The organism is Marinobacter sp. MIT930201, from assembly GCF_047122665.1.
In the GTDB taxonomy this organism is placed as follows: Bacteria; Pseudomonadota; Gammaproteobacteria; order Pseudomonadales; family Oleiphilaceae; genus Marinobacter; species Marinobacter salarius.
This window is the reverse complement of sequence record NZ_CP138916.1, coordinates 310,245-336,460: the sequence shown is the minus strand read 5'-3', so window position 1 is coordinate 336,460 and position 26,216 is coordinate 310,245. Positions and strand designations below refer to the sequence as shown.

General features: G+C 57.2%; 22 protein-coding genes and 3 tRNA genes. 18 read left to right on the top strand and 7 right to left on the bottom strand.

Annotation, left to right across the window (positions count from 1 at the left end):
* Positions 1-7 precede the first annotated feature (7 nt).
* From SIC19_RS01605 to SIC19_RS01590, 4 genes are read left to right on the top strand one after another with little or no spacing between them, the layout of a single operon-like run.
* A complete protein-coding gene (locus tag SIC19_RS01605; RefSeq protein ID WP_036206696.1) occupies positions 8-565 on the top strand; it encodes a CDP-alcohol phosphatidyltransferase family protein in 558 nt (185 codons plus the stop codon).
* Positions 544-1,260: a DnaA regulatory inactivator Hda gene (hda, locus tag SIC19_RS01600; RefSeq protein ID WP_075195269.1), complete on the top strand. Its 717-nt coding sequence runs from the start codon at positions 544-546 to the stop codon at positions 1,258-1,260. The genes SIC19_RS01605 and hda overlap by 22 nt, the downstream gene beginning before the upstream one ends.
* Positions 1,261-1,298: 38 nt before the next feature.
* On the top strand, positions 1,299-2,096 hold the full coding sequence (locus SIC19_RS01595; RefSeq protein ID WP_036206700.1) for a ParA family protein: 798 nt from the start codon (positions 1,299-1,301) through the stop codon (positions 2,094-2,096).
* A 14-nt stretch (positions 2,097-2,110) separates the two neighbouring features.
* On the top strand, positions 2,111-2,449 hold the full coding sequence (locus SIC19_RS01590) for a YqcC family protein (RefSeq protein ID WP_036206702.1): 339 nt from the start codon (positions 2,111-2,113) through the stop codon (positions 2,447-2,449).
* Positions 2,450-2,511: 62 nt separating this feature from the next.
* On the opposite strand, the gene nadC is transcribed toward SIC19_RS01590, so the two are convergent.
* On the bottom strand, positions 2,512-3,360 hold the full coding sequence (gene nadC, locus SIC19_RS01585) for a carboxylating nicotinate-nucleotide diphosphorylase (protein WP_127400957.1): 849 nt from the start codon (positions 3,358-3,360) through the stop codon (positions 2,512-2,514).
* 224 nt (positions 3,361-3,584) lie between these two features.
* Here nadC and SIC19_RS01580 point away from each other — a divergent pair, with 224 nt between their 5' ends.
* The 4 genes from SIC19_RS01580 to SIC19_RS01565 all read left to right on the top strand — a co-directional run bounded on the left by SIC19_RS01580 (position 3,585) and on the right by SIC19_RS01565 (position 9,726).
* Positions 3,585-5,951, top strand: coding sequence for a DUF1631 domain-containing protein (locus tag SIC19_RS01580; protein WP_127400959.1), 2,367 nt, complete (start codon positions 3,585-3,587; stop codon positions 5,949-5,951).
* A 106-nt stretch (positions 5,952-6,057) separates the two neighbouring features.
* Positions 6,058-6,684: a 1,6-anhydro-N-acetylmuramyl-L-alanine amidase AmpD gene (gene ampD, locus SIC19_RS01575; protein WP_087149022.1), complete on the top strand. Its 627-nt coding sequence runs from the start codon at positions 6,058-6,060 to the stop codon at positions 6,682-6,684.
* Complete coding sequence (locus SIC19_RS01570; RefSeq protein WP_085681081.1) at positions 6,684-7,571, top strand: regulatory signaling modulator protein AmpE; 888 nt, start codon at positions 6,684-6,686, stop codon at positions 7,569-7,571. Before ampD ends, SIC19_RS01570 begins: the two co-directional genes overlap by 1 nt.
* Positions 7,572-7,674: 103 nt before the next feature.
* Complete coding sequence (locus SIC19_RS01565) at positions 7,675-9,726, top strand: methyl-accepting chemotaxis protein (protein ID WP_185906435.1); 2,052 nt, start codon at positions 7,675-7,677, stop codon at positions 9,724-9,726.
* A gap of 32 nt (positions 9,727-9,758) precedes the next feature.
* Here the strand turns inward: SIC19_RS01565 and SIC19_RS01560 are convergent, their stop codons facing one another.
* From SIC19_RS01560 to SIC19_RS01545, 4 genes are all read right to left on the bottom strand, one after another.
* On the bottom strand, positions 9,759-10,703 hold the full coding sequence (locus SIC19_RS01560; protein WP_127400961.1) for a ketopantoate reductase family protein: 945 nt from the start codon (positions 10,701-10,703) through the stop codon (positions 9,759-9,761).
* Between the two features lie 3 nt (positions 10,704-10,706).
* Entirely contained in the window at positions 10,707-13,577 is a 2,871-nt protein-coding gene (locus SIC19_RS01555) for a valine--tRNA ligase (protein WP_126810294.1), read from the bottom strand.
* A 260-nt stretch (positions 13,578-13,837) separates the two neighbouring features.
* Positions 13,838-14,311, bottom strand: coding sequence for a DNA polymerase III subunit chi (locus SIC19_RS01550; RefSeq protein WP_075195264.1), 474 nt, complete (start codon positions 14,309-14,311; stop codon positions 13,838-13,840).
* Positions 14,298-15,791 carry a leucyl aminopeptidase gene (locus SIC19_RS01545; RefSeq protein WP_075195263.1) on the bottom strand — a complete coding sequence of 498 codons (1,494 nt, stop codon included), beginning with the start codon at positions 15,789-15,791 and terminating at the stop codon, positions 14,298-14,300. The genes SIC19_RS01550 and SIC19_RS01545 overlap by 14 nt, the downstream gene beginning before the upstream one ends.
* 210 nt (positions 15,792-16,001) lie before the next feature.
* Between SIC19_RS01545 and lptF the strand changes: the two genes are divergently transcribed.
* Positions 16,002-17,105: an LPS export ABC transporter permease LptF gene (gene lptF, locus SIC19_RS01540; RefSeq protein ID WP_085681073.1), complete on the top strand. Its 1,104-nt coding sequence runs from the start codon at positions 16,002-16,004 to the stop codon at positions 17,103-17,105.
* Positions 17,098-18,159 (top strand): LPS export ABC transporter permease LptG, encoded by a 1,062-nt coding sequence (lptG, locus tag SIC19_RS01535; RefSeq protein WP_126810291.1) that lies wholly within the window; start codon positions 17,098-17,100, stop codon positions 18,157-18,159. Before lptF ends, lptG begins: the two co-directional genes overlap by 8 nt.
* Here lptG and SIC19_RS01530 read toward each other — a convergent pair whose 3' ends face one another.
* Entirely contained in the window at positions 18,160-18,699 is a 540-nt protein-coding gene (locus SIC19_RS01530) for an RDD family protein (protein ID WP_036206731.1), read from the bottom strand. It abuts the gene before it with no gap.
* A gap of 130 nt (positions 18,700-18,829) precedes the next feature.
* Between SIC19_RS01530 and alaS the strand changes: the two genes are divergently transcribed.
* The 6 genes from alaS (at position 18,830) to SIC19_RS01500 (ending at position 23,666) form a co-directional block, all read left to right on the top strand.
* Positions 18,830-21,460 (top strand): alanine--tRNA ligase, encoded by a 2,631-nt coding sequence (gene alaS, locus SIC19_RS01525; protein ID WP_127400963.1) that lies wholly within the window; start codon positions 18,830-18,832, stop codon positions 21,458-21,460.
* A gap of 103 nt (positions 21,461-21,563) precedes the next feature.
* A complete protein-coding gene (locus tag SIC19_RS01520) occupies positions 21,564-22,799 on the top strand; it encodes an aspartate kinase (protein WP_075195259.1) in 1,236 nt (411 codons plus the stop codon).
* Between the two features lie 184 nt (positions 22,800-22,983).
* Positions 22,984-23,181: a carbon storage regulator CsrA gene (csrA, locus tag SIC19_RS01515; RefSeq protein ID WP_007155535.1), complete on the top strand. Its 198-nt coding sequence runs from the start codon at positions 22,984-22,986 to the stop codon at positions 23,179-23,181.
* 149 nt (positions 23,182-23,330) lie between these two features.
* Positions 23,331-23,421 (top strand) — tRNA-Ser (locus tag SIC19_RS01510).
* Positions 23,422-23,472: 51 nt separating this feature from the next.
* Positions 23,473-23,549, top strand: a tRNA-Arg gene (locus tag SIC19_RS01505).
* A 40-nt stretch (positions 23,550-23,589) separates the two neighbouring features.
* Positions 23,590-23,666: transfer RNA gene (locus tag SIC19_RS01500), tRNA-Arg, on the top strand.
* A 43-nt stretch (positions 23,667-23,709) separates the two neighbouring features.
* Here the strand turns inward: SIC19_RS01500 and SIC19_RS01495 are convergent.
* Positions 23,710-24,246, bottom strand: a complete 537-nt coding sequence (locus SIC19_RS01495) for a DUF2058 domain-containing protein (protein WP_036206740.1) — start codon at positions 24,244-24,246, stop codon at positions 23,710-23,712.
* 115 nt (positions 24,247-24,361) lie between these two features.
* On the opposite strand from SIC19_RS01495, the gene dbpA reads away from it, so the two are divergent.
* Both dbpA and SIC19_RS01485 read left to right on the top strand, forming a co-directional pair.
* A complete protein-coding gene (dbpA, locus tag SIC19_RS01490; RefSeq protein ID WP_127400965.1) occupies positions 24,362-25,735 on the top strand; it encodes an ATP-dependent RNA helicase DbpA in 1,374 nt (457 codons plus the stop codon).
* A gap of 223 nt (positions 25,736-25,958) precedes the next feature.
* Positions 25,959-26,210: an OadG family protein gene (locus SIC19_RS01485; RefSeq protein WP_036206745.1), complete on the top strand. Its 252-nt coding sequence runs from the start codon at positions 25,959-25,961 to the stop codon at positions 26,208-26,210.
* Positions 26,211-26,216 lie beyond the last annotated feature (6 nt).

Sequence of the window (26,216 nt, the reverse complement as noted above, 5' to 3'; positions counted from 1 at the left end):
TCATGTCATGACGCACCGCTGGCGCTGGATTCCAAATGCGCTGACGTTTTTGCGCATTTTGCTGATTGCTCCTTTTGCGGCAGCCCTTATGGCCAAGGAATATCGTTTTGCCCTGGTGATATTTTTTCTGGCATCCGCAACGGATGCCTTTGATGGTTTCCTGGCTCGTCACTACAACTGGCGAACCCGGCTTGGCGCCATTGCCGACCCATTGGCGGACAAGGCACTGCTGATCACCACCTATCTGATGCTGGCTATAACTGGCGTACTCCCGGCCTGGCTGTTCTGGTTGGTGCTGGGCCGGGATCTCCTGATCGTGTGTGGTGGGCTGGCGTTTCATTACGGTGTCGGTCGCTTTGAAATGCAGCCGAGCCTGCCCGGTAAACTTAACACCCTGATCCAGATTCTGGTCGCCCTCGCGATCATCATTCTGCTGGCGGATTTGCCGATGCAACCGTGGGTTATGGACGTTGGCATTCTGCTGGTGGCGGCCTCAGCCATTTTCAGCGGTGCGCACTATATCGGCGTATGGAGTCTGAGGGCATGGAGGGCAAAGAGGCAGTGAGTGCGTCACAGCTGGTGTTGGGGGTCAAGCTTCGAGACGACGCCCGTTTTGATAATTTTCATGGTGGCCGGAATGCCGATGCCGCGGCAAGACTTAAGTCTGCCTGCGAGCAGGTTGGTGTTGTACCCGTCATCGCCGTTTGTGGCGACGCAGACACTGGCAAAAGCCATCTGTTGCAGGCGGTCTGTCATCTGGCGGAGCAAAACCAACAGAGTGCGGTTTGTGTCAGCATGGAGGAGTTGTTTCCTCTGGGTCCCGACTCGCTCTCAGGGCTGGAAGGCCAGTCAGTGATCTGCCTGGATGACCTGGATCTCATTGCGGGCCAGGAAAACTGGGAAGAGGCCATCTTCCATCTGTACAATCGGGTGAATGACCATGGGCACCTGATGGTCGTCAGCCTGTCGGAACTGCCGGCGTCGTTGCCATTCGGGTTGCAGGATCTGGTGTCCCGGTTGAGTCATGGCCTGACCATTCAATTGGGCATCTATCGCGACGATGATCGCCTGAGGATACTGATGGCGAGGGCGGAGCAGCGCGGCCTTGTCCTCAGTGATGATGTGGCCGTATTCATACTCAGGCGAGCACCCCGGAAACTGGCCGATCTGCTGGCCATTCTGGATCGCCTGGATGAAAACTCATTACGCGCCCAGCGACGACTGACGATCCCGTTCGTTAAGTCGGTGTTGGGCTGGTAAGGCGTTATATTCGCAGGGAAACTGTCAGAGGAAGCAGCATGAGACGAGTAGTGTTTAACCAGAAAGGTGGCGTCGGCAAGTCCAGTATCACCTGTAACCTGGCCGCGATCAGCGCCGCCCGGGGCAAACGAACACTGGTTGTCGATCTTGATCCCCAGGGTAATTCCACCCACTACCTGCTGGGTAGGCCCGCGGGCGAGCTCAAGGATACCATTGCCGACTACCTTGAGCAGACGGTAGCGTTTACCGTGTTTAATCGGCGCGCGGACGAGTTTGTCCACGCCTCTCCCTTCGACAACCTGTTTGTTATGCCTTCCAGCCCGGAACTGGATTTTCTGGAGCGCAAACTGGAAGCCAAGCACAAGATTTACAAGCTGAGAGAAGCACTGAAGAAGCTCGGTGAGTCGTTTGACGAAATCTACATTGATACGGCGCCGGCGCTCAATTTCTACACTCGATCCGCATTGATTGCGGCGCAGCGATGCCTGATCCCTTTCGATTGCGATGATTTTTCCCGTCAGGCTCTCTACAGCATCCTTCACGAGATTCAGGAGCTGCAGGAAGACCACAACGAAGACCTCGTGGTCGAAGGTATTGTCGCAAACCAGTTCCAGCCCCGCGCCAGCCTGCCAAAGAAGCTGGTGCGTGAGCTGATGGACGAGGGCCTGCCCGTATTGCCGGTGAGGTTGTCCAGCTCGGTGAAGATGAAGGAGTCGCACCAGAGCCGGCAACCGTTGATTCATATGGCACCGAAACATCCGCTGACTCGGCAGTATGAAGACCTGTACCGAGTGCTTCATGGCGAAACCGTTGAACTGGAACCCCTGGCAGATTGAGAGTGAGCGTATCTATGGCGAATTCGTCCGACCATACCACCCGTGTCGCGGACAGCCTGCTTCAGATAGAGATTGAGTTGCGGCGAATTGATGCTTGGGAGAGTGAGCCGCCATCGCCAGAGGCGCTGCAGAGTGCCCAGCCATTTGCCGTGGACACGCTGGAGTTTACCCAGTGGTTGCAGTTCGTCTTTGTCAGCCGCATGAAAGTGTTGATTGAGGGCGGTCAGCCCCTGCCTCAGGTGTCAGGTATGGCACCGATGGCGGAAGAGCACTTCCGGGGCAGGGAAGAATCCGGGGCCGCCCTGATTAGCAAGCTGGAAGAAATGGACCGCCTGCTGTCCGGACAGCCCTGAGCGTGTAATTAGCCCTGAGCGTATAATCAACCCTGAGCGTGTGAACCGGGCCTCCGGCCGAATCAGTCGTGGGTGTCCAGGCGCATGGACAGATCCACCGCCCTGACATCCTTGGTCAGTGCTCCGATAGAGATATAGTCAACACCGGTCTCGGCAATCGGCACCAGTGTCTCGCTGTTGACGCCGCCGGACGCTTCCAGCTTTGCGGCGCCCGCCGTGTGAATAACCGCCTGGCGCATATCCTCCAGTGAGAACTCATCCAGCATAATGATGTCCGCGCCTGCGGCCAGGGCCTGATCCAGTTCTTCCAGATCTTCGGTTTCCACTTCCACCGGCCGGCCAGGGGCAAGTCGGCGGGCCTCTCTGACGGCATCCGCAATGGAGCCACAGGCGGCAATGTGGTTTTCCTTGATCAGGAAGGCATCCCACAGACCAATGCGATGGTTATGGCAGCCACCGCAGGTAACCGCGTATTTCTGCGCCAGTCGCAGGCCAGGCAAGGTCTTGCGGGTATCCAGTAGCTGAACACCGGTATGGGCGACACGGCGGGCATGGCCGGCACATGTGGTGGCAACGCCGGACAGCAACTGCAGCCAGTTCAGGGCTGAGCGCTCGGCGGTGAGCAGGCTGCGAGCCGGGCCTTCCATGGAAAACAGCGATTGGCCGGGGCTTGCCTCGTCTCCGTCCTGCACCTGCCAGCTCAGGGTGACCCCCGGGTCCACCTGCCGGAACACCTCCTCAACCCATGCGCGTCCGGCAATGGTTGCGGCATCCCGGGTAATGACATGTCCGCGACTGATGCGCGCTTGTGGAATCAGCATGGCAGTAATGTCGCCATCTCCAATGTCTTCACGCAGGCTTTGTGCAACGGTTTCAATGCGGGACTGGCGGAGCAGTTCGGCTGGAATCATGGCAGAATTTCCGGTTGTTCAGTGGCGGTTTGGAGGCACGTTGGGTGTGCGGTTGTGATTCTATAGGCCACAGCCAGATTCGCCAAACGTGGAAAGGTGGGGGTGCTAAACTGTGACAACCATCACTTAGACACAAAAGGTGACAAATTCTGACACAAGGTGACGTGGGTAAGGCCTAAGATGTGCAATAACACATTTCTCCAGCTATCACCCGGAGCAGCCGAATGGCGCAGGATAACAAGGTTGTAAGTCTCAAAGGCCAGAAGCTTCCTGACAGGTTTTCCCTGCCGGGCTCTCTGGTGCGCCTGCGTGACGTATCGGGTCAGTCACTGAAGTCTGTACTGTCTGGTTTTTTCGACAAGGCGGACGACGCGCTTTTTGAGCTGGCGGACAAGGCTGGAACCAACCAGGATCAGACCGCGTACTTTGACGCCATGCGTGAGTTGAGGCTGCGGCGCAAGAACATGACCGTGTCGGTGCTGCAGTACGTCAGCCGCGCGTTCAATGACATCGGCTCGTTCAAGCCGGGTGGTGGCAGTGGCACCCTGGATGAGGTGGACCAGGACTCGCTGGCGTTGCTGGACCATTCCGATCTGGAGCAGCAGGTCGCCATCGACAACCTGATCAACAAACTGCGCAACCAACACGCGGAGGTTATACGCCTGCTGAATGTGCGGGTTGCTCACCTGCTGCCCTCGGTGCGTCTGGAAGATAGCCAGATGCCCCTGAGCCCGGAGGTGATCTGCGGAGGGGTTGCGGAAGCCTGTTCCGATCTGGATATCGATATCCGTGCCAAGCTGGTGGTGCTTAAACTGTTCGACCGCTTGCTGGTGGGGGTTCTGGGTGATTTCTACAAGGATGCCAACAAAACCCTGATCGCCGAAGGGGTGCTGCCCGACATGCGTCGCCCGCCGGTCGGTGGCCAGGGCGCGTCTGGCAAATCCGCCCCGGCTGGGGGGCGGACTGCTGGGACGCTGTCAGCGAGCTCGGAGTCAGATGCGTCGGGGCCGCTCACGACGCCGTCCGACGATGTGCGGGCAACGTTTTCTGAACTGAGTGCTCTGTTGCACCAGGGGCAGAGTTCGAGCGAGTACGGCACAGAAAACAGTGGTGTGCCCAGCGCCGGCGCGCTCGATACCCGTACACTGATGACACGGCTTCACGAAATCCAGTCTCAGTCAGTCCATTGGGGGCAGGGTGAGGTTGTGCCTCTGTCAGAGCAACTACAGCAGGTGTTCCGGTCGGAAACCGGGAAGAAACATGATGTCGGCCAAGTGGACAGCGACGTCATCAATCTCGTGTCGATGTTGTTTGATTTTATCCTGGAAGACCGTCAGCTCCATCCGGTGATGAAGTCCGTGATCGGGCGCCTTCAGATTCCTGTACTCAAGGTGGCGCTGAGCGACAACAATTTCTTTAACCGGGGCGGACATCCGGTACGGAAGCTGCTGAATGAGCTGGCCATGTCTGCTATCGGTTGGACCGAGAAAAAGGCCGGCCAGCGTGATCCGCTACGAGACAAGATCGAGTCGGTGGTTGATCGCGTGCTTAACGAATTTACCGACAACGTCGATATTTTCAGTGAGCTGCTCAGCGATTTCGGCCATTTCATGGATTTGGACCGGCGTCGCAGGGAGCTCGTGGAGCAGCGCCTGCGTGATGCTGAGGAAGGCAGGGCCAAGCAGGAGCGGGCATCCAAAGCGTCTGAGAACCTGCTGAACGAACAGATTACCGGTCGGGATCTGTCTCCTCCGGTCGTCACACTGTTGAATGAGGCGTGGGCAAAGTATCTACAGTGGATCGTGCTGCGTGAGGGTGAAGACAGTGAGCGCTGGGATGAGGCATGTGACCTTACCCGGCAGCTCGTATGGAGTGTTGATCCCAGGCCCATCAACGACAACACTCGCAGCGAGCTGCTGCGGTCGATTCCGGGAATCGTGGACGGTCTGAGAAACGCCCTACAGGAAATTTCGTGGGACCCGTTTGCCACCGACGCCGCCATAAGAGACCTTGAACTGGCCCACGTGGACGTGTTCCAGCGCCTTGTCACCACAACCCGCCCTGCTGTGGCGCCCGAACCTGAACCTCAGGCTGCGCCCCAAAAGGTGGAGGCGGAACCGTCTGTGGTCTCCAGGGATATGTCGGATACCGAGTCCAAACCTCCAGAGAAAGTGGAGCGAACGACTGAGGGCGTAATGGCAGGCGCCTCCGAGCCCTCGGATGCCACCACGTCTGTATCTGCTAGCCCCGTGCCAAGCCCTGAAGAGCCGGCCGCAGAGGAATTGGCCGGGAGCTCCGGCGCAAATGTCGAGCTTCAATGGCTGGAGCGGGCTGATGGCCTTCGTGTTGGCTCCTGGGTTGAGCTGACCCGTGATGGCAACAAAACACGCTGCAAGCTGGCCGCGTTTATCAAGGCGACGGGCAAGTACATCTTCGTTAATCGCAGTGGTGCCAAGGTGGCGGAATATCAGCGTGAAAACCTCGCACTGGCGCTCGCTGCGGATGAGATCTCCATGTTGGACGACGGCCTGATATTCGACCGGGCGCTGGAATCCATCATCGACAACCTTCGCAGTAGCCGCAAGGACTGATCGTATAGCAAGACCGGAGACTTTGTGCTTCAATCAGGGGCATCAAAGCAACAACGGCGAACGCATCGGTGGTCCGGTCTGTTCGCCCCGGCCTGTTGGAACCACATTGTCTGAAACCATCCCTTCGCGCAACACCATTGACCTGTCGCCACCGGCTGTCGCCGGATTACGGACGACCGGTCGGGTAGCCGGCGCCCGTTGGTGCCCGTCTCCAAATTTTGGCAAACGCCCCGAAGGGGCGGCAATATCCCTGTTGGTTGTTCATAACATCAGCCTTCCTCCCGGGCAGTTCGGAGGCGATGCCATCGAACGGTTTTTCTGCAACCAACTGTCCCCCTCAGAGCACCCCTATTTCGAGACCATCGCCGATATGAAGGTTTCGTCACACCTGCTGATCCGCCGGGATGGCGAATGCCTTCAGTTCGTCAGCTTGTTGGAGCGCGCGTGGCATGCCGGGCGGTCCTGCTTTCAGGGCCTGGAAGAGTGCAACGATTATTCAATCGGCATTGAGCTGGAGGGTGCGGATGACATTCCATACACCGCAGCTCAGTATGAGGTGCTTGCTGACGTGTCAGCACTGATCATGAAATCGTGGCCGGCCATCACGCCAGAGAGGATCACCGGGCACAGCGATATCGCACCCGGTCGCAAAACCGATCCAGGCCCGGCTTTTGACTGGCCCCGATATCGGCAACTGCTTGGTACAGGGCATGGCAACGGAGCGGATAACTGATGGTATTGGTGGTGTTTCTGCTCGCTTACCTGGTGAGACGCAAGCTGGATGCGGCCAACGCCTGGTCTTCTGAGCCGTTGTGGCGTTCCGCGTTTAACCGGGGAGGCGCTGAAAGGTCTGGTAACGAGGCAGGTCTATGGAAGGGGCTGGTTATTATTCTTGTGCCCTCGCTGATTCTGGCCGCCGGGGAGTACTATCTGCACACCATTGGCTGGCGCATGGCCGCGTATCCATTGGAGTTTTTGTTGATGGTGTTGTTGATGGGTGCGCCGGGTTGGCGGGCGCGCCTGGAGGTTTACAGCGAATCCTGGGCCAGGGGCGACATGCAGTCCGCTTGGCATCACGTTATGGATATTTTACCGGCTGAGGAACGGGGCGCGGCAACGTCGCCCGATGAGATGCATCTGGCTTTGTCACGAACGCTGATGGTCAGCGTCTTCGAGCGTTTTTTTCTGGTCGCTTTCTGGTATGCCGTTGGCGGTATTGCGGCTGCCTTCTTTGCGAGGGGAGTTGTCGCGTTAAGGGATCACTGGCCGCAGGTGGCAGCGAGACCAGGGTTTGCCGCGCTGGCGGAGATACTCAATTGGCTTCCCTCACGACTACTGTCCTTCACGTTTGGAGTCGCAGGTGATCTTGCCGGCTGGATGAAAGAAGGAAAACGAAGACTGTTTGATTTTAGCCTCAGAACCAACCAGCTATTGATGGGCGCCGCGAGCGCGGCATTGACGGGCTATGCACTGGACCCGGAACGGTTCTCAAAGATCCATCCGGACGAATGGGCGGGCTTTGGTGGCCGCAGCCTGGAGGCCATCCGGGATTTGCTGAACCGAAGCATGCTGGTCTGGATCTGCATCCTTGCGCTGCTGGTTATTGCCGGTGTGCGCTGATCACGACATTTTGAAAAAATTACATTTTTACGCCGAAAAACACTCAAGTTTGTAGTACTTTAGTCGACAATATAAGCAAATAGAATAAAGTTCCATCCTTTCGATGCTTTCTGTGGGGGTACACGTGAACCAGCTTATCAAGCCTGCAGTAGCGCTGATGAATCGGCTGCCGATGTTCTACAAATTCAGCCTGATCAGTGTGTTGTTCCTGCTTCCCATTATTGCCCTTTCCTGGTTGGTTATCAGTGAACTGAACCGGTCGGTTGATACCATGACCCGGGGCGTGGAGGGATTGGAGCAGCTCGAAAAGGTGGATACGCTGCTGGCAGAGTCCATGGCATACCGGGATTTTCGTGCCCCCGGCAAGATCAAGGATGACAATGAACTGCTCTCACAGTCCGCAGAGTCGTCAGAAACGATTGATAGAATTCTTGAGGAACTGGTTAACACAGAGGCTCGTTTTGATGAGTCCGGTAACTGGTCCCAGCAGGTGGCGATGCTGGTGGAAGAGTGGCAAACACTCAAGTCGACTGACAGTTATCAGGGCAATATCGACCCCCAGTTCAAGTATTATCAGGAGTTTGTCCAGAAAGTGCGGGCGCTCTTGTCCGCGACCATTGAAATTTCCGGCCTGGGGCAGGACGCATCCCGGGAAAACCTGCTGCTTCTGGGGCTTTTGCGTGAGTCGCTGCCGGATGCCCGCAGCATCATTGGCCGGGCCAGGACGTTCGGGACCTTTGCGCTCATCGACGGGCAGGTGGGTTACAACCTCAGTGACGCTCTTAATGAAATCTATGACGAACTGACCAACCGCGCATCACTGCTCGGGCCTGCACTGACCGTATCGATGGACGCATCGCCGACCCTGGAGAAAACGACAGGTGATGCTGTCGAGGGCATTCTCGAGAGTCTGGTGGTTGTGCGTGACGAGCTGGATGCCAACATCATCACGCCCATGCGCCTCGAGTTACCCTGGCGGGATTTCAACCGCACCATCGAAAACCAGCTTGCTCATTACGATGCGCTCAAGGCTGGAATTTTTGACGTCGTTGGCGCAAACCTGAACTCACGTCTGGAGGGCGAGCTGCAGCAACGGCAGTTGATTATTGCCGCATTGGTAATTGTCCTGTTGGTGGTGGTTTACCTCTACGTCGGCTTCTTTATGTCGGTACGCACGGCTATTAATCGTTTCAGCACGGCAGCAAGGTCCGTGGCTGAGGGCGATATGACGACTCACATCCAATTGGATAATCGTGATGAATTGGGTGAACTGACTACCGAGTTCAACAACATGACGGACCGGATTGCCGAATTGATCCGCTCAGTGAGCAGCACTACATCGGACGTCGATCGGCAGGCCACTCGTGTCAACGATACCGCGGCTGCGAACAGTGAGGCCGTTGCGCGGCAGATGGAGGAGTCAGGCCAGATCAACGAAGCCATGAACCAGATGGTGGAAGCGGTCAATGAGGTCACTGAGAGTGCTCATCGCGTGTCTGATAGCGCTGGCGCGGCTGAAGAGGATACCGAGAGAGGCCGCGGAGTGGTTGCGGATACCGTCGCCACCATCAACCGTCTTGCCACCGAAATATCCGGCGCGGTTGATGTCATCAACCGGGTAAACGCCGACAGCGATAACATCAGCCAGGTTCTGGTCGAAATCAAGGCGATTGCGGAGCAGACCAATCTCCTGGCATTGAATGCGGCCATCGAGGCTGCGCGCGCCGGTGAGCAGGGCCGTGGTTTTGCGGTTGTGGCAGACGAAGTACGTTCACTGTCACAGCGTACCCACAAATCGACTGAAGAAATCGAGGGTATGATCACCCGGTTGCAGAGCGGCGTGAAGGAAGCCGTTGCGGCCATGACCAACAGCCATGACGTGACTGAAACCACGGTGAAGAAATCGGCGGAAGTGACGGAAGCGCTGGACCGGATTGCCCAGGGGATTTCGACCATTGTTGATATGAGCCACCAGATCGCACAGGCGGCCGAGGAGCAGTCTGCCGTGGCGAAGAACGTCAATACCAACGTTGAACAGATCAGTGTCCTGGGTGAGAAAACGGCAGATAACGCCGAGGAAACCCTGGCATCGTCACGGGAAATGTCACAACTGACTGCATCCCTGCAGCGTCTCGTGGAAGCGTTCAGGGTCTGACATTCGGGATCTGAATGGTATGCTCCTGACATCTATGGCGATAGCTGTTTAATACGGTTTGTCAGCATCTGGTTTGTCGGAACATCAACGCCCAGCGCATGCCCGCGCCCGACCATATACCCATTGATAAAGTCAATTTCGGTAGGGCGGCCCCGCCGCCTGTCGCTGCGCATGGATGAGGTATTCCGCGCCGTGTTGCGGGCAACCGTTTCGATGCGTTCGCGAATTGTGATTGATGGCAGGGCTTTTCCGATATCCTCCTTCATCACCTTCGAGATTTCGTCGCACAACTCATCGATGTGTTCCCGGTAGAACGGGTCCGTGAGGATGTCACCGTTCGGGCAGTCGAGGATTGCCGTAAAGGCATTGATACCCGCATTGATGATCAGTTTGTCCCACAGCCGCCTCTGAATGTCTTGCTCTGCGTGAACCGTCAACCCGCTGGTGCCAAGCGCCGTTACTACCTGCGTCAGATGCGTCGTCGCACTCTTGGTTAATGGGCCAACCCAGGTTTCGCCTTTGCCGGCGTGGACTGTGCAGCCTGGTGCTGGGCGGTTCGCCCCTTCGGTGGTGCTGGCGGCCAGGATCGGTCGTTGTGGCCAACGCTCGGCGACGGCTTGCTGGCAGCCCATGCCGTTCTGGAACAGGACAATGGGGGTGTCCGGAGAAACATAATGGAGGTTGGACTCAATGGCATCGAGCGTATCGCCCGCCTTCGTGGTGACCATCAACAGTGAGGGGGGGGCCTCGGTGGCGAGCAGGTAGGGAACTGTGACAACTTCCTCCGGGCCTTCGAACCGCCGGAACGTGTAAGTCAGTGCGGGGTTACCTGTTTCCGGGGTAACCTTGCGACGAGGGATAAACGTTACCGTCCCGGTGGGCAGGTAGCCCGCCCAGAGTTGGCCCATGGAGCCTGCTCCGAGAATGGCGATGCGGCCATTCCCGGACAGCCCCTGATTATTCCCTGGCGTGGCCATGGGTTACATGGCCTCGATGGCGGCCCGTTGCTCGCTGAGCCGGCTCATGCTGCCCTGGGCATCGCTGAGCTTTTCCTTCTCTTTTTCTACCACCTCTGCGGGCGCCTTGGCAGTGAATTTCTCGTTGCCAAGTTTTCCTTCCAGTCGGCCAACTTCTTTCTGCAGTCGCTCCAATTCCTTGTCCAGTCGCTTGAGTTCGGCATCCTTGTCAATCAGACCGGCCATGGGCACCAGCACTTCCATCTCGCCAACCAACTGGGTGGCTGACATGGGGGCTTCGCCTTCGGTAAACCATTCCAGGCTGTCCAGGCGCGCCAGTGATGATAGGAACTGTCGGTTCTCGTCCAAGCGGCGTTTGTCGTCTGGGTTTTTACCACGCAGAAGCACCGGGATGGCTTTTGCCGGGGAGATGTTCATCTCGCCGCGGATATTCCGAACAGCGACAATCACGCCTTTCAGCCATTCAATATCGGCGGCAACCGCAGAGTCCTGCTTGTTGGCATCTGGCTGGGGGAAGGGTTGCAGCATAATGCTGTCACCACTCTTACCGGCCAGAGGTGCGATGCGCTGCCAGATTTCTTCGGTGATGAACGGCATCATCGGGTGCGCCAGGCGAAGGACCGCTTCCAGCACCCGTACCAGGGTGCGGCGGGTGCCACGTTTGGCTTCCGCACTGGCGTTGTCGTCGTTCAACGCCGGCTTGGAGAGTTCCAGGTACCAGTCGCAGTATTCGTTCCAGATGAACTCATACAGGGCGTACGCGGCCAGGTCGAACCGGTACTGGTCAAGATGGCGGATCACGTCCTGCTCGCAGGTTTGCAGCTCGCTGATGATCCAGCGGTCTGCCAGCGACAATTCCACGGCCTCACCGTTGACGCCGCAATCCTCGCCCTCGGTGTTCATCAGCACGTAACGGGCAGCGTTCCACAGCTTGTTGCAGAAGTTACGATAGCCTTCAAGGCGCTTCATGTCCCAGTTGATGTCGCGGCCGGTGGTCGCCATAGCGGAGAGAGTGAAACGCAGGGCATCCGTACCATGAGCGGTAATGCCTTCCGGGAACTCCTTCCGGGTGCGCTTCCCGATCTTCTCGGCCAGTTTGGGCTGCATCAGGTTGCCAGTGCGTTTCTCCAGCAGGTCATCGAGCTCGATGCCGTCGATCATGTCCAGAGGGTCAATCACGTTGCCCTTGGACTTGGACATCTTGTCGCCGTGCTCGTCGCGGATCAGGCCGGTCACATACACGGTCTTGAACGGTACCTGTGGGGTGCCGTCCTCGTTTTTCATGAAGTGCATGGTCATCATGATCATCCGGGCCACCCAGAAGAAAATGATGTCAAAACCGGTCACGAGAACGTTGGTGGGGTGGAAGGTTTTCAGCCGCTCGGTGATTTCCGGCCAGCCCAGGGTGCCGAAGGTCCACAGGGCGGAGCTGAACCAGGTGTCGAGCACGTCGTCGTCCTGGTTTAGCTGCAGGTCGGCGGCAAGGTTGTGTTTCTGGCGCACTTCCTCTTCACTACGACCGACGTAGATATTGCCCTCGGCGTCGTACCAGGCGGGAATACGGTGGCCCCACCACAGTTGGCGGGAGATGCACCAGTCCTGGATATCCCGCATCCAGGCGAAGTACATGTTTTCGTACTGCTTGGGCACGAACTGGATACGACCGTCTTCGACCGCTTCGATCGCCGGCTTTGCCAGGGTTTTGGCATCGGCAAACCATTGGTCGGTCAGCATGGGTTCGATGATCAGGCCGGAGCGGTCGCCCCGGGGCACGCTCAGCACGTGGTCTTCCACTTCCTGTACCAGGCCTTCGGCGTCCATATCCGCCACGATCTGCTTGCGGGCCTGTTCGCGGGTAAGGCCGGCGTACGCAGCCGGCAGGCTGCCGTCCACATCGGTGTTTTCAGTGCCATCGGCGTTGACCACTTCGGCTACATCGCGGATGCAGGCGTCCTGGGTCATGACGTTGATCATTACCAGGTTGTTGCGCTTGCCCACGGCGTAGTCGTTAAAGTCGTGGGCGGGGGTGATCTTGACGCAGCCACTGCCTTTTTCAGGGTCGGCGTGGGTGTCGGCGAGAATGGGAATGCGTCGGCCTACCAGCGGGAGGTCAACGAATTTGCCAATCAGGTGCTGGTAGCGCTCATCGTCCGGGTGCACGGCCACGGCAGTATCGCCAAGCATGGTTTCCGGGCGAGTGGTCGCCACCACTAGATAGCTCTTGCCATCCTGCGTCTTTTCGCCGTCGGCCAGCGGGTAGCGAAGGTGCCAGAAAAAGCCTTTCTCTTCCTTGTTCTCGACCTCAAGGTCGGAAATGGCTGTATGCAGCTTCGGGTCCCAGTTGACCAGGCGCTTGCCACGGTAGACCAGGCCTTCGTCGTACAGGCGGATGAACACTTCCTGCACGGCTTTGTAGAAACCGTCGTCCATGGTGAAACGTTCGTGGTCCCAGTCCACCGAGTTACCCAGACGGCGGATTTGGCCGGTGATAGTGCCACCGGAATGTGCCTTCCAGTCCCAGATGCGCTTGATGAATTCTTCCCGGCCAAGGTCATGACGGGTTTTGTCTTCTTCCGCCGCGAGCTTGCGTTCAACCACCATCTGGGTGGCGATACCGGCGTGGTCGGTGCCTACCTGCCAAAGGGCATTGCGGCCCTGCATACGTTTGAAGCGGGTGAGCGTGTCCATAATGGTGTGCTGGAAAGCATGGCCCATGTGGAGGCTGCCGGTGACGTTGGGCGGTGGGATGGCGATGCTGAAGGATTCGCCTTCGCCCCCCTCCGCCTTTTCTGAACGGGGGCGGAAGTACCCTTTGGATTCCCAGTTTTCGTACCACTGGCGCTCGATGTTTTCTGGCTGGTAGGTTTTTTCCATGGGTTTCTGCTGGTGACCGTTTGGTTGATTCACAAGGGAAAATTGAGACGCTCGATTATACATGCTCCTTGGGTTCTCGGCGAACCATGGGGGGAGGGGTACGGGGGTGGTTTGAATTTCAGGCGGGAAAAGAACTCGCTTCGCTCAGACACCTTTTCTCGCCTGAAATTCAAACCACCCCCATACCCTTATGGAGTTCGAGTTGTCTCGGCTGTGTTCAATGGTTTTGCCTGGGTATGATTGTGAGCCTGTTTTACGTCTCACCGCTTCCTTTGGTCATGCACTCGAGGCTCAATTCCCAATGCCCGTAACTGCTTGAAATGCGATCGTGCCTGACTCAACACCGTTTCGTCGTTATGGGCAACCAGCGCCAATCGTTTAAACCGGTCTGCGTCCGCAGGCAGGGTGGATGAGAGGATGATCACCGTGTCCCAGTCTTCCGCTACCGGTTGGCAAAGCAATATCCCAACGGGATCAGTGCAGGTCGTGGCGGAGTCCGGCACGATGCTGTGGGGTATAAAAGCCTCGGGGCTGAAGTTCCAGAGCAGGTCGTCCAGTTCCTGAGCCTGTTGCATGGTGTCACAGACGACGCCCACGCGGTCTCCCTGCTGGCGCGCCTTGTCCACCAGTTTGGCGGTATGGAGATTGCGAGCCGCAGGGGTGTTCTGGGCGAGGATGTGGAACCAGTAGGACTGGTTCCGTTCATCCTGTGAGCCCGGATTACTTTCCGGCATGGGACATCAGGTAGTCGACCAGCATGGGTACCGGGCGGCCAGTCGAGCCTTTGGCTTTGCCGGAGAGCCAGGCAGTACCTGCAATATCCAGGTGGGCCCAGGGGTAGTCCTTGGTGAACCGGGACAGGAAGCAGGCAGCGGTGATGGTGCCGGCCGGGCGACCACCAATGTTCTGCATGTCAGCAAAGTTGCTGTCGAGCTGGCTCTGGTATTCGTCCCACAGAGGTAGGCGCCAGGCGCGGTCGCCAGCGCGTTCACCAGCGGCCAGCAGTTCGTTGGCCAGGGTGTCGTTGTTGCTCAGCAGGCCGGTGGCATGGCTGCCCAGGGCGATGATGCAGGCGCCAGTCAGTGTGGCCATGTCGACGACCACTTCCGGGTCGAATTTCTTGACGTAGGTGAGGGCGTCGCACAGTACGAGTCGGCCTTCTGCGTCGGTGTTCAGGATTTCGATGGTCTGGCCAGACATGGAAGTAACAATGTCACCCGGGCGTGTCGCAGTGCCGCTGGGCATGTTCTCGGCGGCGGCGATTACGGCAACCACGTTGATTTTCGGTTTGGTCTCGGCAATGGTTTTCATGGCGCCGAACACGGCGGCGGCGCCACCCATGTCGTACTTCATTTCATCCATGCCTTCGCCGGGCTTGAGGCTGATGCCGCCGGTGTCAAAGGTAATGCCTTTGCCCACGAGGACGTAAGGCTTGTCTTTCGCCTTGCCGCCACGGTATTCCATTACGATCAGTTTGGCGGGTTGGGCGCTGCCGGCAGACACGGACAGTAAGCTGTGCATGCCCAGCTTTTGCATCTGCTTTTCGTCCAGCACGTCGGTCTTGATGACGTCGTTGTCTTTGGCCAGTTTCTCAGCCTGCTCAGCCAGCCAGGTGGGATGGCAGATATTCGGCGGTGTGTTGCCCAAATCCCGGGTGAAATTCATACCACGGCCGGTTGCCAGACCAAGATTGAAGGCGTCCTTCAGGGCCTTTCCGGCGGAGGAGGCAGCAACGGTCACCTTCGTCAGTTTGCGTTGTGATGGTTTCTCGCTCTTGAATTCGCTGAACCGGTAGAACTGCTCTTCCAGGGTGCGGCCGATCAGGTTCAGGCGTGCCGTTTCCGAACTGGTGGCGTCGTCACCAGTGACAAGGGTGTCGCTCAGGCCGACCAGTACGTGTTTGGACGGGCCATCCTTGATCTGGCTGGCCATGGCGATCAGCGATTTGCGGTAGTTGGCGGGGGAGCGATCCTTGTCGGCGCCGGTGCCAACGACCAGCAGGCGAGCCCAGGGCTGGCCTTCGAGTGGAACGAGCAGGGTGGTTGCATTTTTACCGGTAGCATCCCCGTTCTTCTGCAGGGTCTTGATCAGTCCGCCCAGGGCTTCGTTTGCTTGGGTCGTGGAAGCAGGCCAGTCACCTTTTTCCGGCAGGGCAACAACCAGGCAATCCGCTTTGGTATCCGAAATGGGCTTACTGCTCAGAGTAAAATTCATAGCAACTCCCGTTGGTTATTCTGATGGAGGACAGGCCCGGCCTCGGGCTTGAATGTCCGAATGCCTATAGCATTGGGGTTTGGGGGTAAATTATCAAGCGCTGACAGGTTGTTAACGACTGTGCTCTGTCATTCGGCACCAAGGTTACTTAGAATACGGCGAATCCCGATTTCCATCGACTCCGGTCGCATCCGGCTCTGAGAGACCGATTTGAGCATCGTTTTCCGATACCTAACCCGCCAGGTGATCATCAGCATGCTTGCCGTATCCGGCATTCTGTTGCTGGTGTTCATGAGCGGCCGGTTTATCAAGTATCTGGCGGAAGCCGCTGCCGGTGAGCTGGCGGGCGATGTGTTGTTCCAGATTATGGCTTACCGTTTTCCCGGTTTCCTGGAGCTGATCCTGCCCCTGGGCTTTTTCATTGGCATCCTGCTGGCGTACGGGCGCATGTACCTGGAAAGTGAAATGACGGTGCTGTTTGCCTGTGGTGTGAGCGACAAGCAGCTGTTGATGAAAACACTTCTTGGCAGTATTCCGGTGATGTTGGTGGTGGGGGCCATGAGCCTCTATGTGTCTCCCTGGGGCATGAAGAAAGTCGAGGGGATATTCAACGAGCAACGCCAGGCGACGGAATTTGAGATGTTGGCGCCGGGACGCTTCCAGTCGTTGTCGTCTGGCGAACGTGTGACTTACACGGAAGCGTTGAGTGAAGACAAGCGTCGGCTTGAGGGTGTGTTCATTGCCGAGCACAGTGAAGACGGCAAGGGGCTTACCATCATTACCGCCCGGGAAGGGTCCCAGTTTATTGACGAGCAAACCGGCAGCCGCTTCCTGGTGCTCGAAGATGGTGCCCGTTTTGAAGGCTTGCCGGGGCAACTGGCGTACGACGTCACCGGGTTCGAAGCCTACGGGCTCAAGATCCGCAGTGGCAGTGCGGGTGAGAAAGAGCTGGAGGAAGGGCTTGCGACCTCCGCCTTGATGGCGTCGGATGATCCGGAGCACCGAGCCATGCTGCACTGGCGGTTCACACTGCCGCTCATCGTGCCGATTGTCACCCTGCTGGCTGTGCGCCTTAGCCGGGTGAATCCCCGGCAGGGGCGATTCTTCCACTTGTTGCCGGCCATGCTGGTCTATATCACTTACCTTGGTTTGCTCATCGTGGCCCGTGATGCCCTTGAAGGCGGCAAGGTGCCCGAATGGATCGGGTTGCTATGGGTGCATGCCCTGTTTCTGGCCCTCGGGTTATGGCTGCAGTTCGGGCCTGCCTGGCTCTACCGCCGGCGCCTGCTGAAGGAGGCGCGGCAACATGCGTAAGATTGATCGCTATGTGATGAGCACGGTGGGTGGTGCCATGTTCCTGGTGATGCTGGTGGTGCTGTCCCTGGACCTGATCTTCGCATTTATCGCCGAGTTGGACGACGCGGAAAACGATTACCAGACCCTCCAGGCGTTGCTCTATGTGCTGATGACATTGCCGCGGCGCATCTATGACTACCTCCCGCTTGGCGCCTTTATGGGATGCCTGGTCGGCCTCGGCACCATGGCGAGTTCGTCGGAGCTCACGGTTATCCGGGCCGCGGGCGTTTCTCTCAAACGTATTGTCTGGTCTGCCATGAAGCCGACCCTGGTGGTGGTCGTCCTTGGTGTGCTGATTGGCGAGTACATCGCGCCACCGGCTGAGCGGATGGCCCAGAGCCAGAAGACCGTGGCCCAGGGCGCGGGTGAGAATATTGCTTCTGCCTCGGGCATCTGGCACCGGGAGGGTGATGTGTTCATGCATCTGAATGCGGTTCAGCCCAACGGCGTCTTGCACGGGGTGTCGCTGTTCAGATTTGATGAGGAACGTTGGCTGGTGTCCGCCAGTTTCGCTGAAAGAGGGATCTATCAGGGCGATCACTGGCTGTTGGAAAACGTGGCCACTACCAGGCTAAGCGATGAAAAAACCACCCAGGAAACCCATCGGGCCCTGCGATGGGAAACTGGTCTGTCGCCCAGCGTTCTTAGTGTGCTGATTGTAAAGCCGGAGGACCTTGCGATCTCCGGTCTCTATACCTACGCGAGCTATCTGGGAGAGCAGGGCCTGAATGCCGCCAACTACTGGCTGGCATTCTGGAAAAAAGTGCTTATGCCACTGGGCACCGCAGTCATGGTGCTGGTCGCGATCTCTTTCGTTTTCGGTCCGCTCCGGTCCGTTACCATGGGGTTCCGGGTTTTTACAGGCCTGATTGTGGGGCTGTTGTTCAAGTACATGCAGGATCTGCTGGGCCCCATGAGCCTGGTGTTTGGCTTCAACCCGGTGCTGGCAATCGTCCTGCCAATCGCGATTAATGCGGTGGTTGGTGCGGTACTGATGAAAAGGGCCGGATAGCTACTTCTTTTTAGTCTCTTTGGGGACAGTGGCAACGATACTGCCAGAAGCGCGGTCGGTCAGCGACAACCCATTGATCGGGTAGAACAGCGCCAGGATCGCCGGGATAGTCACGAAGAGAGTCGCTGCGTTCAGGTAATAGGCACCCAGCAGCGCGACGAACAGGATAGCCGCCGCGGCCACGTATCGCTTCAGGGCCTGTGTCCAGGACACGGACGTGCCGTCCAGGTTTTCAATGCGAATACGCCACACCTGCATGCCGAGTGTCTGGCCGTTTTTGGTCCAGAAGTATCCAAAGAACAGATACAGCGCCAGGAACAGCACAAATGTGAGCAGTGGGTCTGCCTTCAGAGTCCCCGCTTCCGCCATGGCTTCATATTGGTCCCACCCGGTGACCCAGCCCGCTACAAGGGTGTACATCCAGGTAGTTACCAGTAGCACCGCTATGCTGATCAACGAATCGTAAATCACCGCCATCAGTCGCTTGATGAATGCAGCGGGAGGAAGGAGTTCCTCGGCGGTATGAAAGCGGCGGGGCATGGCTTCTCCTGTGATGTTTCACGTTTTTCCTGTTCTCGGCGTGTGCTAGAGTAGCGGATTTGCAAGCGCATGTAAGTATGTGTCTTTAAACGCGGACCCGCACGGGTTTATAGAAGGGTATCAAAGGGCTATGAAAACCGCAGAGTTGCGACAGGCGTTTCTCGATTACTTCAAACAGCAGGGCCACACTATTGTGCCGAGCAGTTCACTGGTGCCGGCGGACGACCCGACCCTGTTGTTTACCAACGCGGGAATGAACCAGTTCAAAGACGTGTTCCTGGGGCGCGAAGCACGCGATTACAGCCGGGCGACAACCACGCAGAAGTGCGTGCGTGCAGGTGGTAAACACAATGACCTTGAGAACGTAGGCTATACAGCGCGCCACCATACCTTTTTCGAAATGTTGGGTAACTTTAGCTTTGGCGACTACTTCAAGCGTGAAGCCATCAATTTTGCCTGGACCTTCCTGACCGGCGACGACTGGCTGAAGCTGCCAAAGGAAAAACTGTGGGTCACCGTTTACGCGTCCGACGACGAAGCCTTTGATATCTGGAATCAGGAAGTTGGTGTTCCGGCAGATCGAATCGTGCGGATTGGCGACAACAAGGGCGCCCCATACGCATCTGACAACTTCTGGCAAATGGGCGATACCGGTCCCTGTGGTCCCTGTACCGAAATCTTTTACGACCACGGTCCTGATGTGGATGGTGGTCCTCCCGGTAGCCCGGAAGAAGACGGTGACCGCTACATCGAAATCTGGAACGTGGTGTTCATGCAGTACAACCGCCAGGCGGACGGTGAGATGCTGCCCCTGCCCAAGCCCTCCGTGGATACCGGTATGGGTCTGGAACGCATCACCGCGGTGCTGCAGGGCGTTCACAGCAACTACGAAATTGACCTGATGCAGGACCTGCTCAATGCAGCCTCCGACATCCTTGGCGGCGTTGAAACCACAGAAGCGTCGCTACGCGTAGTGGCGGATCACATCCGCTCCTGTGCCTTCCTGATCTCTGACGGTGTCATGCCGTCCAACGAAGGGCGTGGTTTCGTACTGCGCCGTATCATTCGCCGGGCTGCGCGCCATGGCAACAAACTGGGTGCCACGCAGCCTTTCTTCCACAAGCTGACTGGCGCTTTGGTTGAGCTGATGGGCGGTGCCTTCCCGCAACTGGTCAGCAGCCGCAAGCAGATTGAAAAGGTGCTGCTGCAGGAAGAGGAACAGTTTGCCAAGACTCTGGACAAAGGCCTGCGCCTGCTTGAACAGGACATTGCGGCGCTCAAGAGTTCCGAAATTCCGGGCGAAACCATCTTTACCCTGTACGACACCTACGGTTTCCCGGTTGACCTGACCAACGACATTGCCCGTGAGCGTGGCCTGACCCTGGACTACGATGGCTACGAGAAAGCCATGGAGCGCCAGCGCGAGCGTGCCCGCGCGGCGAGCAAATTCGGCATGGATTACAATGCAGCCGGTTTGAACATTGAAGGGTCTACCGAGTTTACCGGTTACGAACATATCGACGGCCACGAAACCATTCGCACCGTGATAGTGGGTGGTGAAGAGAAAGCGGCCCAAGCCGGCGATGAAGCGATTCTGGTGCTGGAACGCACGCCGTTTTACGCGGAGTCAGGCGGTCAGGTGGGCGATACCGGCCTGCTGACCTGGAGCGGTGGCCGCTTCAAGGTGACCGACACCCAGAAAGAGGGCAGCAATCACCTGCATATCGGTACCGTGATTGAAGGCGAATTGTTCCCGGGGCTGGAAGTGGATGCCCGCATCGACCACGCTCGTCGTGAACGGACCAAGAAGAACCACTCCGCAACCCACCTGATGCATGCCGCGCTCCGTAATGTGCTGGGCGAGCACGTTACACAGAAAGGCTCGTTGGTAGATCCTGACAAACTGCGGTTCGACTTCTCCCACTTTGAGTCGGTAACACCGGAACAGTTGCGGGAAATCGAGCGTCAGGTTAATGAACAAATATTGGGTAACACCCCGGTTGAGACCGAAATTACCGATATGGAACAGGCCCAGGCCAAAGGTGCCATGGCGCTGTTCGGTGAAAAGTATGGCGATACCGTCCGAGTCCTGAGCATGGGCTCTGACGCATACTCCGTGGAACTGTGCGGTGGCACCCATGTGGCGCGTACCGGCGACATCGGGCTGTTCCGTATCACATCGGAGAGCGGTATTTCATCGGGCGTTCGCCGTATCGAAGCCGTCACTGGGTTTGGCGCTCTGGAATGGGTTGAGGAAACCGAGCAAACCCTGCGGGAAGCTGCAAAGCTGGTCAAAGGCTCGCGTGAGTCCCTGGTCGAGAAAGTTCAGCAGACGCTGGATCGCAATCGACAGCTGGAGAAGGACATCAATGCTCTCCAGGCGAAGCTGGCAAGCTCTGCTGGTAGCGATCTGGCCAGTTCTGCCGTGGATGTGGCTGGCCTTAAAGTGGTGGCCTCTGAAATGGAAGGCGCGGATCGCAAAGCGCTGATGGAAACCGCCGACCAACTCAAGAACAAGCTGGGCGAGGGTGTTGTGGTGCTGGCCAGTGTTGAAGACGGCAAAGTGACACTGGTGGCCGGTGTCACCAAATCGGCGACTGGCAGGATCAAGGCCGGAGATTTGATGAAGCATCTGGCGGCTCAGGTTGACGGTAAAGGTGGCGGTCGTCCAGATATGGCCCAGGGTGGCGGAAACGACCCATCAAAACTGGCGGATGCCCTGGCAGGTGTTCCTGCCTGGGTTGAGAAAAATATTGCATAGATAACTGTATCCAAAATGGGCAGGTGTATATAATCTCGCCCATTTGGTCGTCTGAGGTGGGGCGCTGCCCCGCTGTCTGTCCACGTTTGGTATCGGGAAAGAAATGGCGCTCTTGGTTCAAAAATTCGGTGGCACTTCGGTGGGCACCACAGAACGGATTGAAGCGGTTGCAGAAAAGGTATGCCGCTTCCGCAAGGAAGGTCATGACGTGGTGGTTGTGGTATCTGCCATGAGTGGGGAAACCAACCGTCTTATTGGTCTGGCCAACGACATCATGGAAGAACCCACGCCCCGGGAAATGGACGTGCTGGTCTCGACCGGGGAGCAGGTGACCATTGCTCTGTTGTCCATGGCGTTGCAAAAGCGCGGTTGTGATGCGCGCTCTTATACCGGTGCCCAGGTTCGAATTCTGACCGACAGCAGCCATACCAAGGCGCGCATCAAGCAGATTGACGAGCAGCGCATGCGGGAAGACCTCAACGCCGGTCGTGTGGTTGTGGTTGCCGGTTTCCAGGGCATTGACGAGAACGGCAGCATCACCACCCTTGGTCGTGGCGGGTCCGATACTACTGCTGTTGCTCTTGCTGCGGCATTGAAGGCTGACGAGTGTCAGATCTACACTGATGTAGACGGTGTCTATACCACTGACCCACGGGTAGTGGACAGCGCGCGCCGGCTGGAGCGAATTACGTTTGAAGAAATGATTGAGATGGCCAGCCTGGGCTCCAAGATTCTTCAGATTCGCTCGGTGGAATTTGCAGGCAAATACAATGTTCCTTTAAGGGTGCTCTCCAGCTTTGAGGAAGGCGAGGGTACCCTGATTACACTTGAGGATGAAAACGCCATGGAACAACCGGTTGTCTCCGGCATAGCCTTTAACCGTGATGAAGCCAAACTGACGATCGCCGGTGTGCCGGATACCCCGGGCAGCGCCCTGCGTATACTTCAGCCGATCAGCGATGCCAACATTGAAGTCGACATGATCGTACAGAACGTGGGTGCGGATAACCGCACGGATTTCACCTTCACCGTGCATCGCAACGACTTCAAGCGTGGCCAGGCCATTCTGCAGCGGGTGTCCGACGAACTGGGTGCCCGTGAAGTTAGCGGCGACAGCAAGATTGCGAAGGTCAGTATTGTGGGTGTGGGTATGCGGTCTCATGCCGGCGTTGCAACTAAAATGTTTGCAGCACTGTCTAATGAAGGAATCAATATCCTGATGATCTCCACGTCTGAGATTAAAATCTCCGTGGTGATTGACGAAAAATATCTTGAGCTGGCCGTTCGGGCACTGCATAGTGCGTTCGAACTGGACAAGCCCGGGGTAGAGGAAGCCTGAAAATACGCGAACATAAAAGCCGGTTCGCATTGGTTTTCCGAAAAAAGGGCATCATTTGCAGGCTTTTGCTTTTATAAGTACGTATAAGTGATTGTGCGGCTTTTGATTGGCAAGTGATCCCACTATAAAAGTAAGCAGTATACATTTGTCGGAACAGGTAGCTCTGGATAAGGGAGTAAAGGACATGTTGATATTGACCCGCCGTGTTGGCGAAACCCTGATGGTCGGTGATGAAATCACCGTAACCGTCCTTGGGGTGAAGGGGAACCAGGTTCGCATTGGTGTAAACGCCCCCAAAGAAGTGGCGGTTCACCGCGAAGAAATCTATCAGCGAATTCAGAGCGAGAAAGGCTCTGAAGAGCCGGAGCCCGGCAACAGCTGAGAGTGACAAAAAGCCGTTCGAGGGAAACCCGAACGGCTTTTTTGTGTCTCCCGAACGGCTTTTCTGAACCTATGGGAGCGCGGTTCGAAAAAACTCGTGTCAACCCTATGAAATCAGAAAAATTATGGTAGTATACGCCCCGTTCTCAAGGAGAGGTGGGTGAGTGGCTGAAACCAGCTCCCTGCTAAGGAGCCATACGCATTGCGCGTATCGAGGGTTCGAATCCCTCCCTCTCCGCCATTTCTTTTCGGAGAAGAAAGAGAACATTGCTGAATCTGGAAGTATGAATGCGCGGCTGTAGCTCAGCTGGATAGAGTACCTGGCTACGAACCAGGCGGTCGGAGGTTCGAATCCTCCCAGCCGCGCCACTTATACCAAGTTCGCCATTTTCAGTAGGCACTGTTTTTAGCGGCTGTAGCTCAGCTGGATAGAGTACCTGGCTACGAACCAGGCGGTCGGAGGTTCGAATCCTCCCAGCCGCGCCATATTAAACAAAAAGCCCCGCCGAGAGCGGGGCTTTTTGTTGCCTTACCACATTAGATCGTCGGGGATCTCATATCCGGCATAAGGGTCATCATCCCCCTGATCGTCACTCTTGCGGTCATGCAACACCACCACGGCACTTTCGTCCCGCTCCATGATCTTGCGGGCTACGCCCTCAGCTACCACTTCGTAGGCGTCGTTCACGAAGACAATAGCCAGCCTTCCCCGTGACAGTTGATCCACCATGGTGTCGTCCACAAAGAGCTTCTTGATTTTCTTGTCGTGGACAAACTGATAAGAGGTCTCACCTCGCGAGCGATCAAGACGATTGGTTTCCACCAGTTGCCGAATCTGGGCCTGGATGGCCTTTTTCTCAGCCTGCTTCTGGCGCTCAAGGTTTAATTGCCGATCCCGTTCTGCTTTCTCTTCCCGTGCCTGGCGGGCACGAATTTCCGCTTCATTGACCTCAACCGCTCCCTTGGGCTGTTGTTTGCGTTTTTTATGTTTCTCGTTGCGAATGGCTTTGGCCTTTTTCTCGTCGGCCAGGCCGGCTTTCAACAACTGATCCTGTAGTGATGGCATGAACGGCTCCGTGAGTGTCTGCAATTTCTGGTAAACTTGGCCCCAAGTATACGCCCGCAGCGCTGCTGGTCGAACCCATCCTTTATTTATCCATTTGCCCCCGGGAATTTCTTTTATGCCGTCATTCAGTCAGTTGGGCCTTTCCGAGCCAATGCTCGCGAACCTGTCGAGGCTTGGCTTTGAAAATCCGACACCGATTCAGTCCGGCGCCTTGCCTCATGCTATGGCAGGTAAGGACTTGATCGCCATGGCGCAGACCGGAAGCGGCAAGACGGCGGCGTTTGGCATTGGCCTGGTGGAAAGGCTGAATCCGCGACGCTTTTCGGTGCAGGGGCTGGTACTTTGTCCCACACGTGAACTGGCGGACCAGGTGTCGAAGTCGCTGCGTGAGCTGGCAAGGGCCCGTGACAACGTAAAGATTCTGTCACTGTGTGGTGGCGTGGCTATCGGCCCCCAGATTGGCTCCCTCAGCCACGGCGCTCATATTGTGGTGGGTACTCCAGGGCGCATTCAGGATCATTTACGAAAGGGCACTCTGAAGCTGGACCAGCTCACAACCCTCATCCTGGATGAGGCGGACCGGATGCTGGATATGGGATTCCAGGACGCGGTGGAAGACATCATCAGCCAGGCGCCCGCAAAACGGCAGACCCTGATGTTCTCGGCGACGTGGCCCGAGAATATCCGCAAGTTGAGCGAGCAATATCAGCATACGCCGGCTGACGTCCGGATTGAGAGTCAGGCTGTTGAATCCGATATTACCGAGCGATTCTACGAGATCGCGCCCGGGCAGCAGGTCCAGGCCGTCGCGGCGCTATTGTCGTTACACCAACCAGCGTCCTGCATTGCCTTCTGCACCACGAAACAGCAATGTGATGATGTCGCCAATGAGCTGAACGGCTTCGGGTTTGCGGCGCTCCCGCTTCACGGTGATCTGGAGCAGAGGGATCGTGACAGTGTTCTGGTTCGTTTCGGCAACCAGAGCTGTTCCGTGCTCGTGGCGACCGATGTGGCGGCCCGCGGTCTGGATATAAAATCTTTGCCGTTAGTGGTTAATGTGGAGCCGGCCAGGGACCCGGAAGTACATACTCACCGAGTCGGTCGAACCGGCCGGGCCGGGGAGCAGGGGCTGGCGGTCACCTTCTGCACCCCGTCGCAGGCCCATAAGATTAACCGGCTGGAATCCGGGCGTAAGCAAGCCGTGACCTGGGGGGATACAGACAAGCTGCTGAAAACTGCGTTGCAGCCGCTGGAGCCGGCGATGAGAACCCTGTGTATAGCGGGTGGGCGCAAAGACAAAGTCCGGCCAGGAGATGTGCTTGGTGCGCTGACCGGTGAGGCTGGGCTGCCCGGGGCCGTTGTAGGCAAGATCGATCTATTCGATTTTCAGTGTTTTGTGGCAGTGGAGAAGGCATCAGCCGCCACGGCCCTGAAAAGGTTGGAGCAAGGACGTATAAAGGGCCGGAAAATGCGTGTGCGGTATGCATGAATGAGAATGATTTTTGCCCACTCCAGGCCCGTCAGTACGGGCCAGAGAGCTCGGAAACCACCTATTGAAACCGCCAATTAGGTTGCTCAGTGAGTCGGAAAACGGTAAATTACGCGGGATTTTGCCCCCCGAACTGTCCGAATGGCTGGTAAAACCACGCTCCTGGCGAGGCTTGGCCAAGGGCTCGGGAAAATCAACAACTCAATACAGGTAGCTATTTGTTATGAGTGAGCTAATGTCACAAGCCATCGATCTGATGGTCGCAGGCATGGGGTTTGTCTTCGTATTCCTGATCATATTGGTGTTTGCAACCCTGCTCATGTCAAAACTGGTCCATCGGTTCGGCCCGCCTGAACCCGTTGCTCCGGCCCGTACTCCACGTGCAAGGCCTTCGGCACCATCGTCGGTTGATCCTGACACCGCTGAAGCGATTAAAAAAGCGATTGCACAATACCGGTCACGCCACAAGAAGTGACCTGGC

What these genes read in the sequence shown, in the direction of transcription:
- SIC19_RS01605 (WP_036206696.1), top strand. Translation starts at nt 8, where the DNA reads ATGACGCACCGCTGGCGCTGGATTCCAAATGCGCTGACGTTTTTGCGC.
- hda (WP_075195269.1), top strand. Translation starts at nt 544, where the DNA reads ATGGAGGGCAAAGAGGCAGTGAGTGCGTCACAGCTGGTGTTGGGGGTC.
- SIC19_RS01595 (WP_036206700.1), top strand. Translation starts at nt 1,299, where the DNA reads ATGAGACGAGTAGTGTTTAACCAGAAAGGTGGCGTCGGCAAGTCCAGT.
- SIC19_RS01590 (WP_036206702.1), top strand. Translation starts at nt 2,111, where the DNA reads ATGGCGAATTCGTCCGACCATACCACCCGTGTCGCGGACAGCCTGCTT.
- nadC (WP_127400957.1), bottom strand. Translation starts at nt 3,360, where the DNA reads ATGATTCCAGCCGAACTGCTCCGCCAGTCCCGCATTGAAACCGTTGCA.
- SIC19_RS01580 (WP_127400959.1), top strand. Translation starts at nt 3,585, where the DNA reads ATGGCGCAGGATAACAAGGTTGTAAGTCTCAAAGGCCAGAAGCTTCCT.
- SIC19_RS01570 (WP_085681081.1), top strand. Translation starts at nt 6,684, where the DNA reads ATGGTATTGGTGGTGTTTCTGCTCGCTTACCTGGTGAGACGCAAGCTG.
- SIC19_RS01565 (WP_185906435.1), top strand. Translation starts at nt 7,675, where the DNA reads ATGCTTTCTGTGGGGGTACACGTGAACCAGCTTATCAAGCCTGCAGTA.
- SIC19_RS01560 (WP_127400961.1), bottom strand. Translation starts at nt 10,703, where the DNA reads ATGGCCACGCCAGGGAATAATCAGGGGCTGTCCGGGAATGGCCGCATC.
- SIC19_RS01555 (WP_126810294.1), bottom strand. Translation starts at nt 13,577, where the DNA reads ATGGAAAAAACCTACCAGCCAGAAAACATCGAGCGCCAGTGGTACGAA.
- SIC19_RS01550 (WP_075195264.1), bottom strand. Translation starts at nt 14,311, where the DNA reads ATGCCGGAAAGTAATCCGGGCTCACAGGATGAACGGAACCAGTCCTAC.
- SIC19_RS01545 (WP_075195263.1), bottom strand. Translation starts at nt 15,791, where the DNA reads ATGAATTTTACTCTGAGCAGTAAGCCCATTTCGGATACCAAAGCGGAT.
- lptG (WP_126810291.1), top strand. Translation starts at nt 17,098, where the DNA reads ATGCGTAAGATTGATCGCTATGTGATGAGCACGGTGGGTGGTGCCATG.
- SIC19_RS01530 (WP_036206731.1), bottom strand. Translation starts at nt 18,699, where the DNA reads ATGCCCCGCCGCTTTCATACCGCCGAGGAACTCCTTCCTCCCGCTGCA.
- alaS (WP_127400963.1), top strand. Translation starts at nt 18,830, where the DNA reads ATGAAAACCGCAGAGTTGCGACAGGCGTTTCTCGATTACTTCAAACAG.
- SIC19_RS01520 (WP_075195259.1), top strand. Translation starts at nt 21,564, where the DNA reads ATGGCGCTCTTGGTTCAAAAATTCGGTGGCACTTCGGTGGGCACCACA.
- csrA (WP_007155535.1), top strand. Translation starts at nt 22,984, where the DNA reads ATGTTGATATTGACCCGCCGTGTTGGCGAAACCCTGATGGTCGGTGAT.
- SIC19_RS01495 (WP_036206740.1), bottom strand. Translation starts at nt 24,246, where the DNA reads ATGCCATCACTACAGGATCAGTTGTTGAAAGCCGGCCTGGCCGACGAG.
- dbpA (WP_127400965.1), top strand. Translation starts at nt 24,362, where the DNA reads ATGCCGTCATTCAGTCAGTTGGGCCTTTCCGAGCCAATGCTCGCGAAC.
- SIC19_RS01485 (WP_036206745.1), top strand. Translation starts at nt 25,959, where the DNA reads ATGAGTGAGCTAATGTCACAAGCCATCGATCTGATGGTCGCAGGCATG.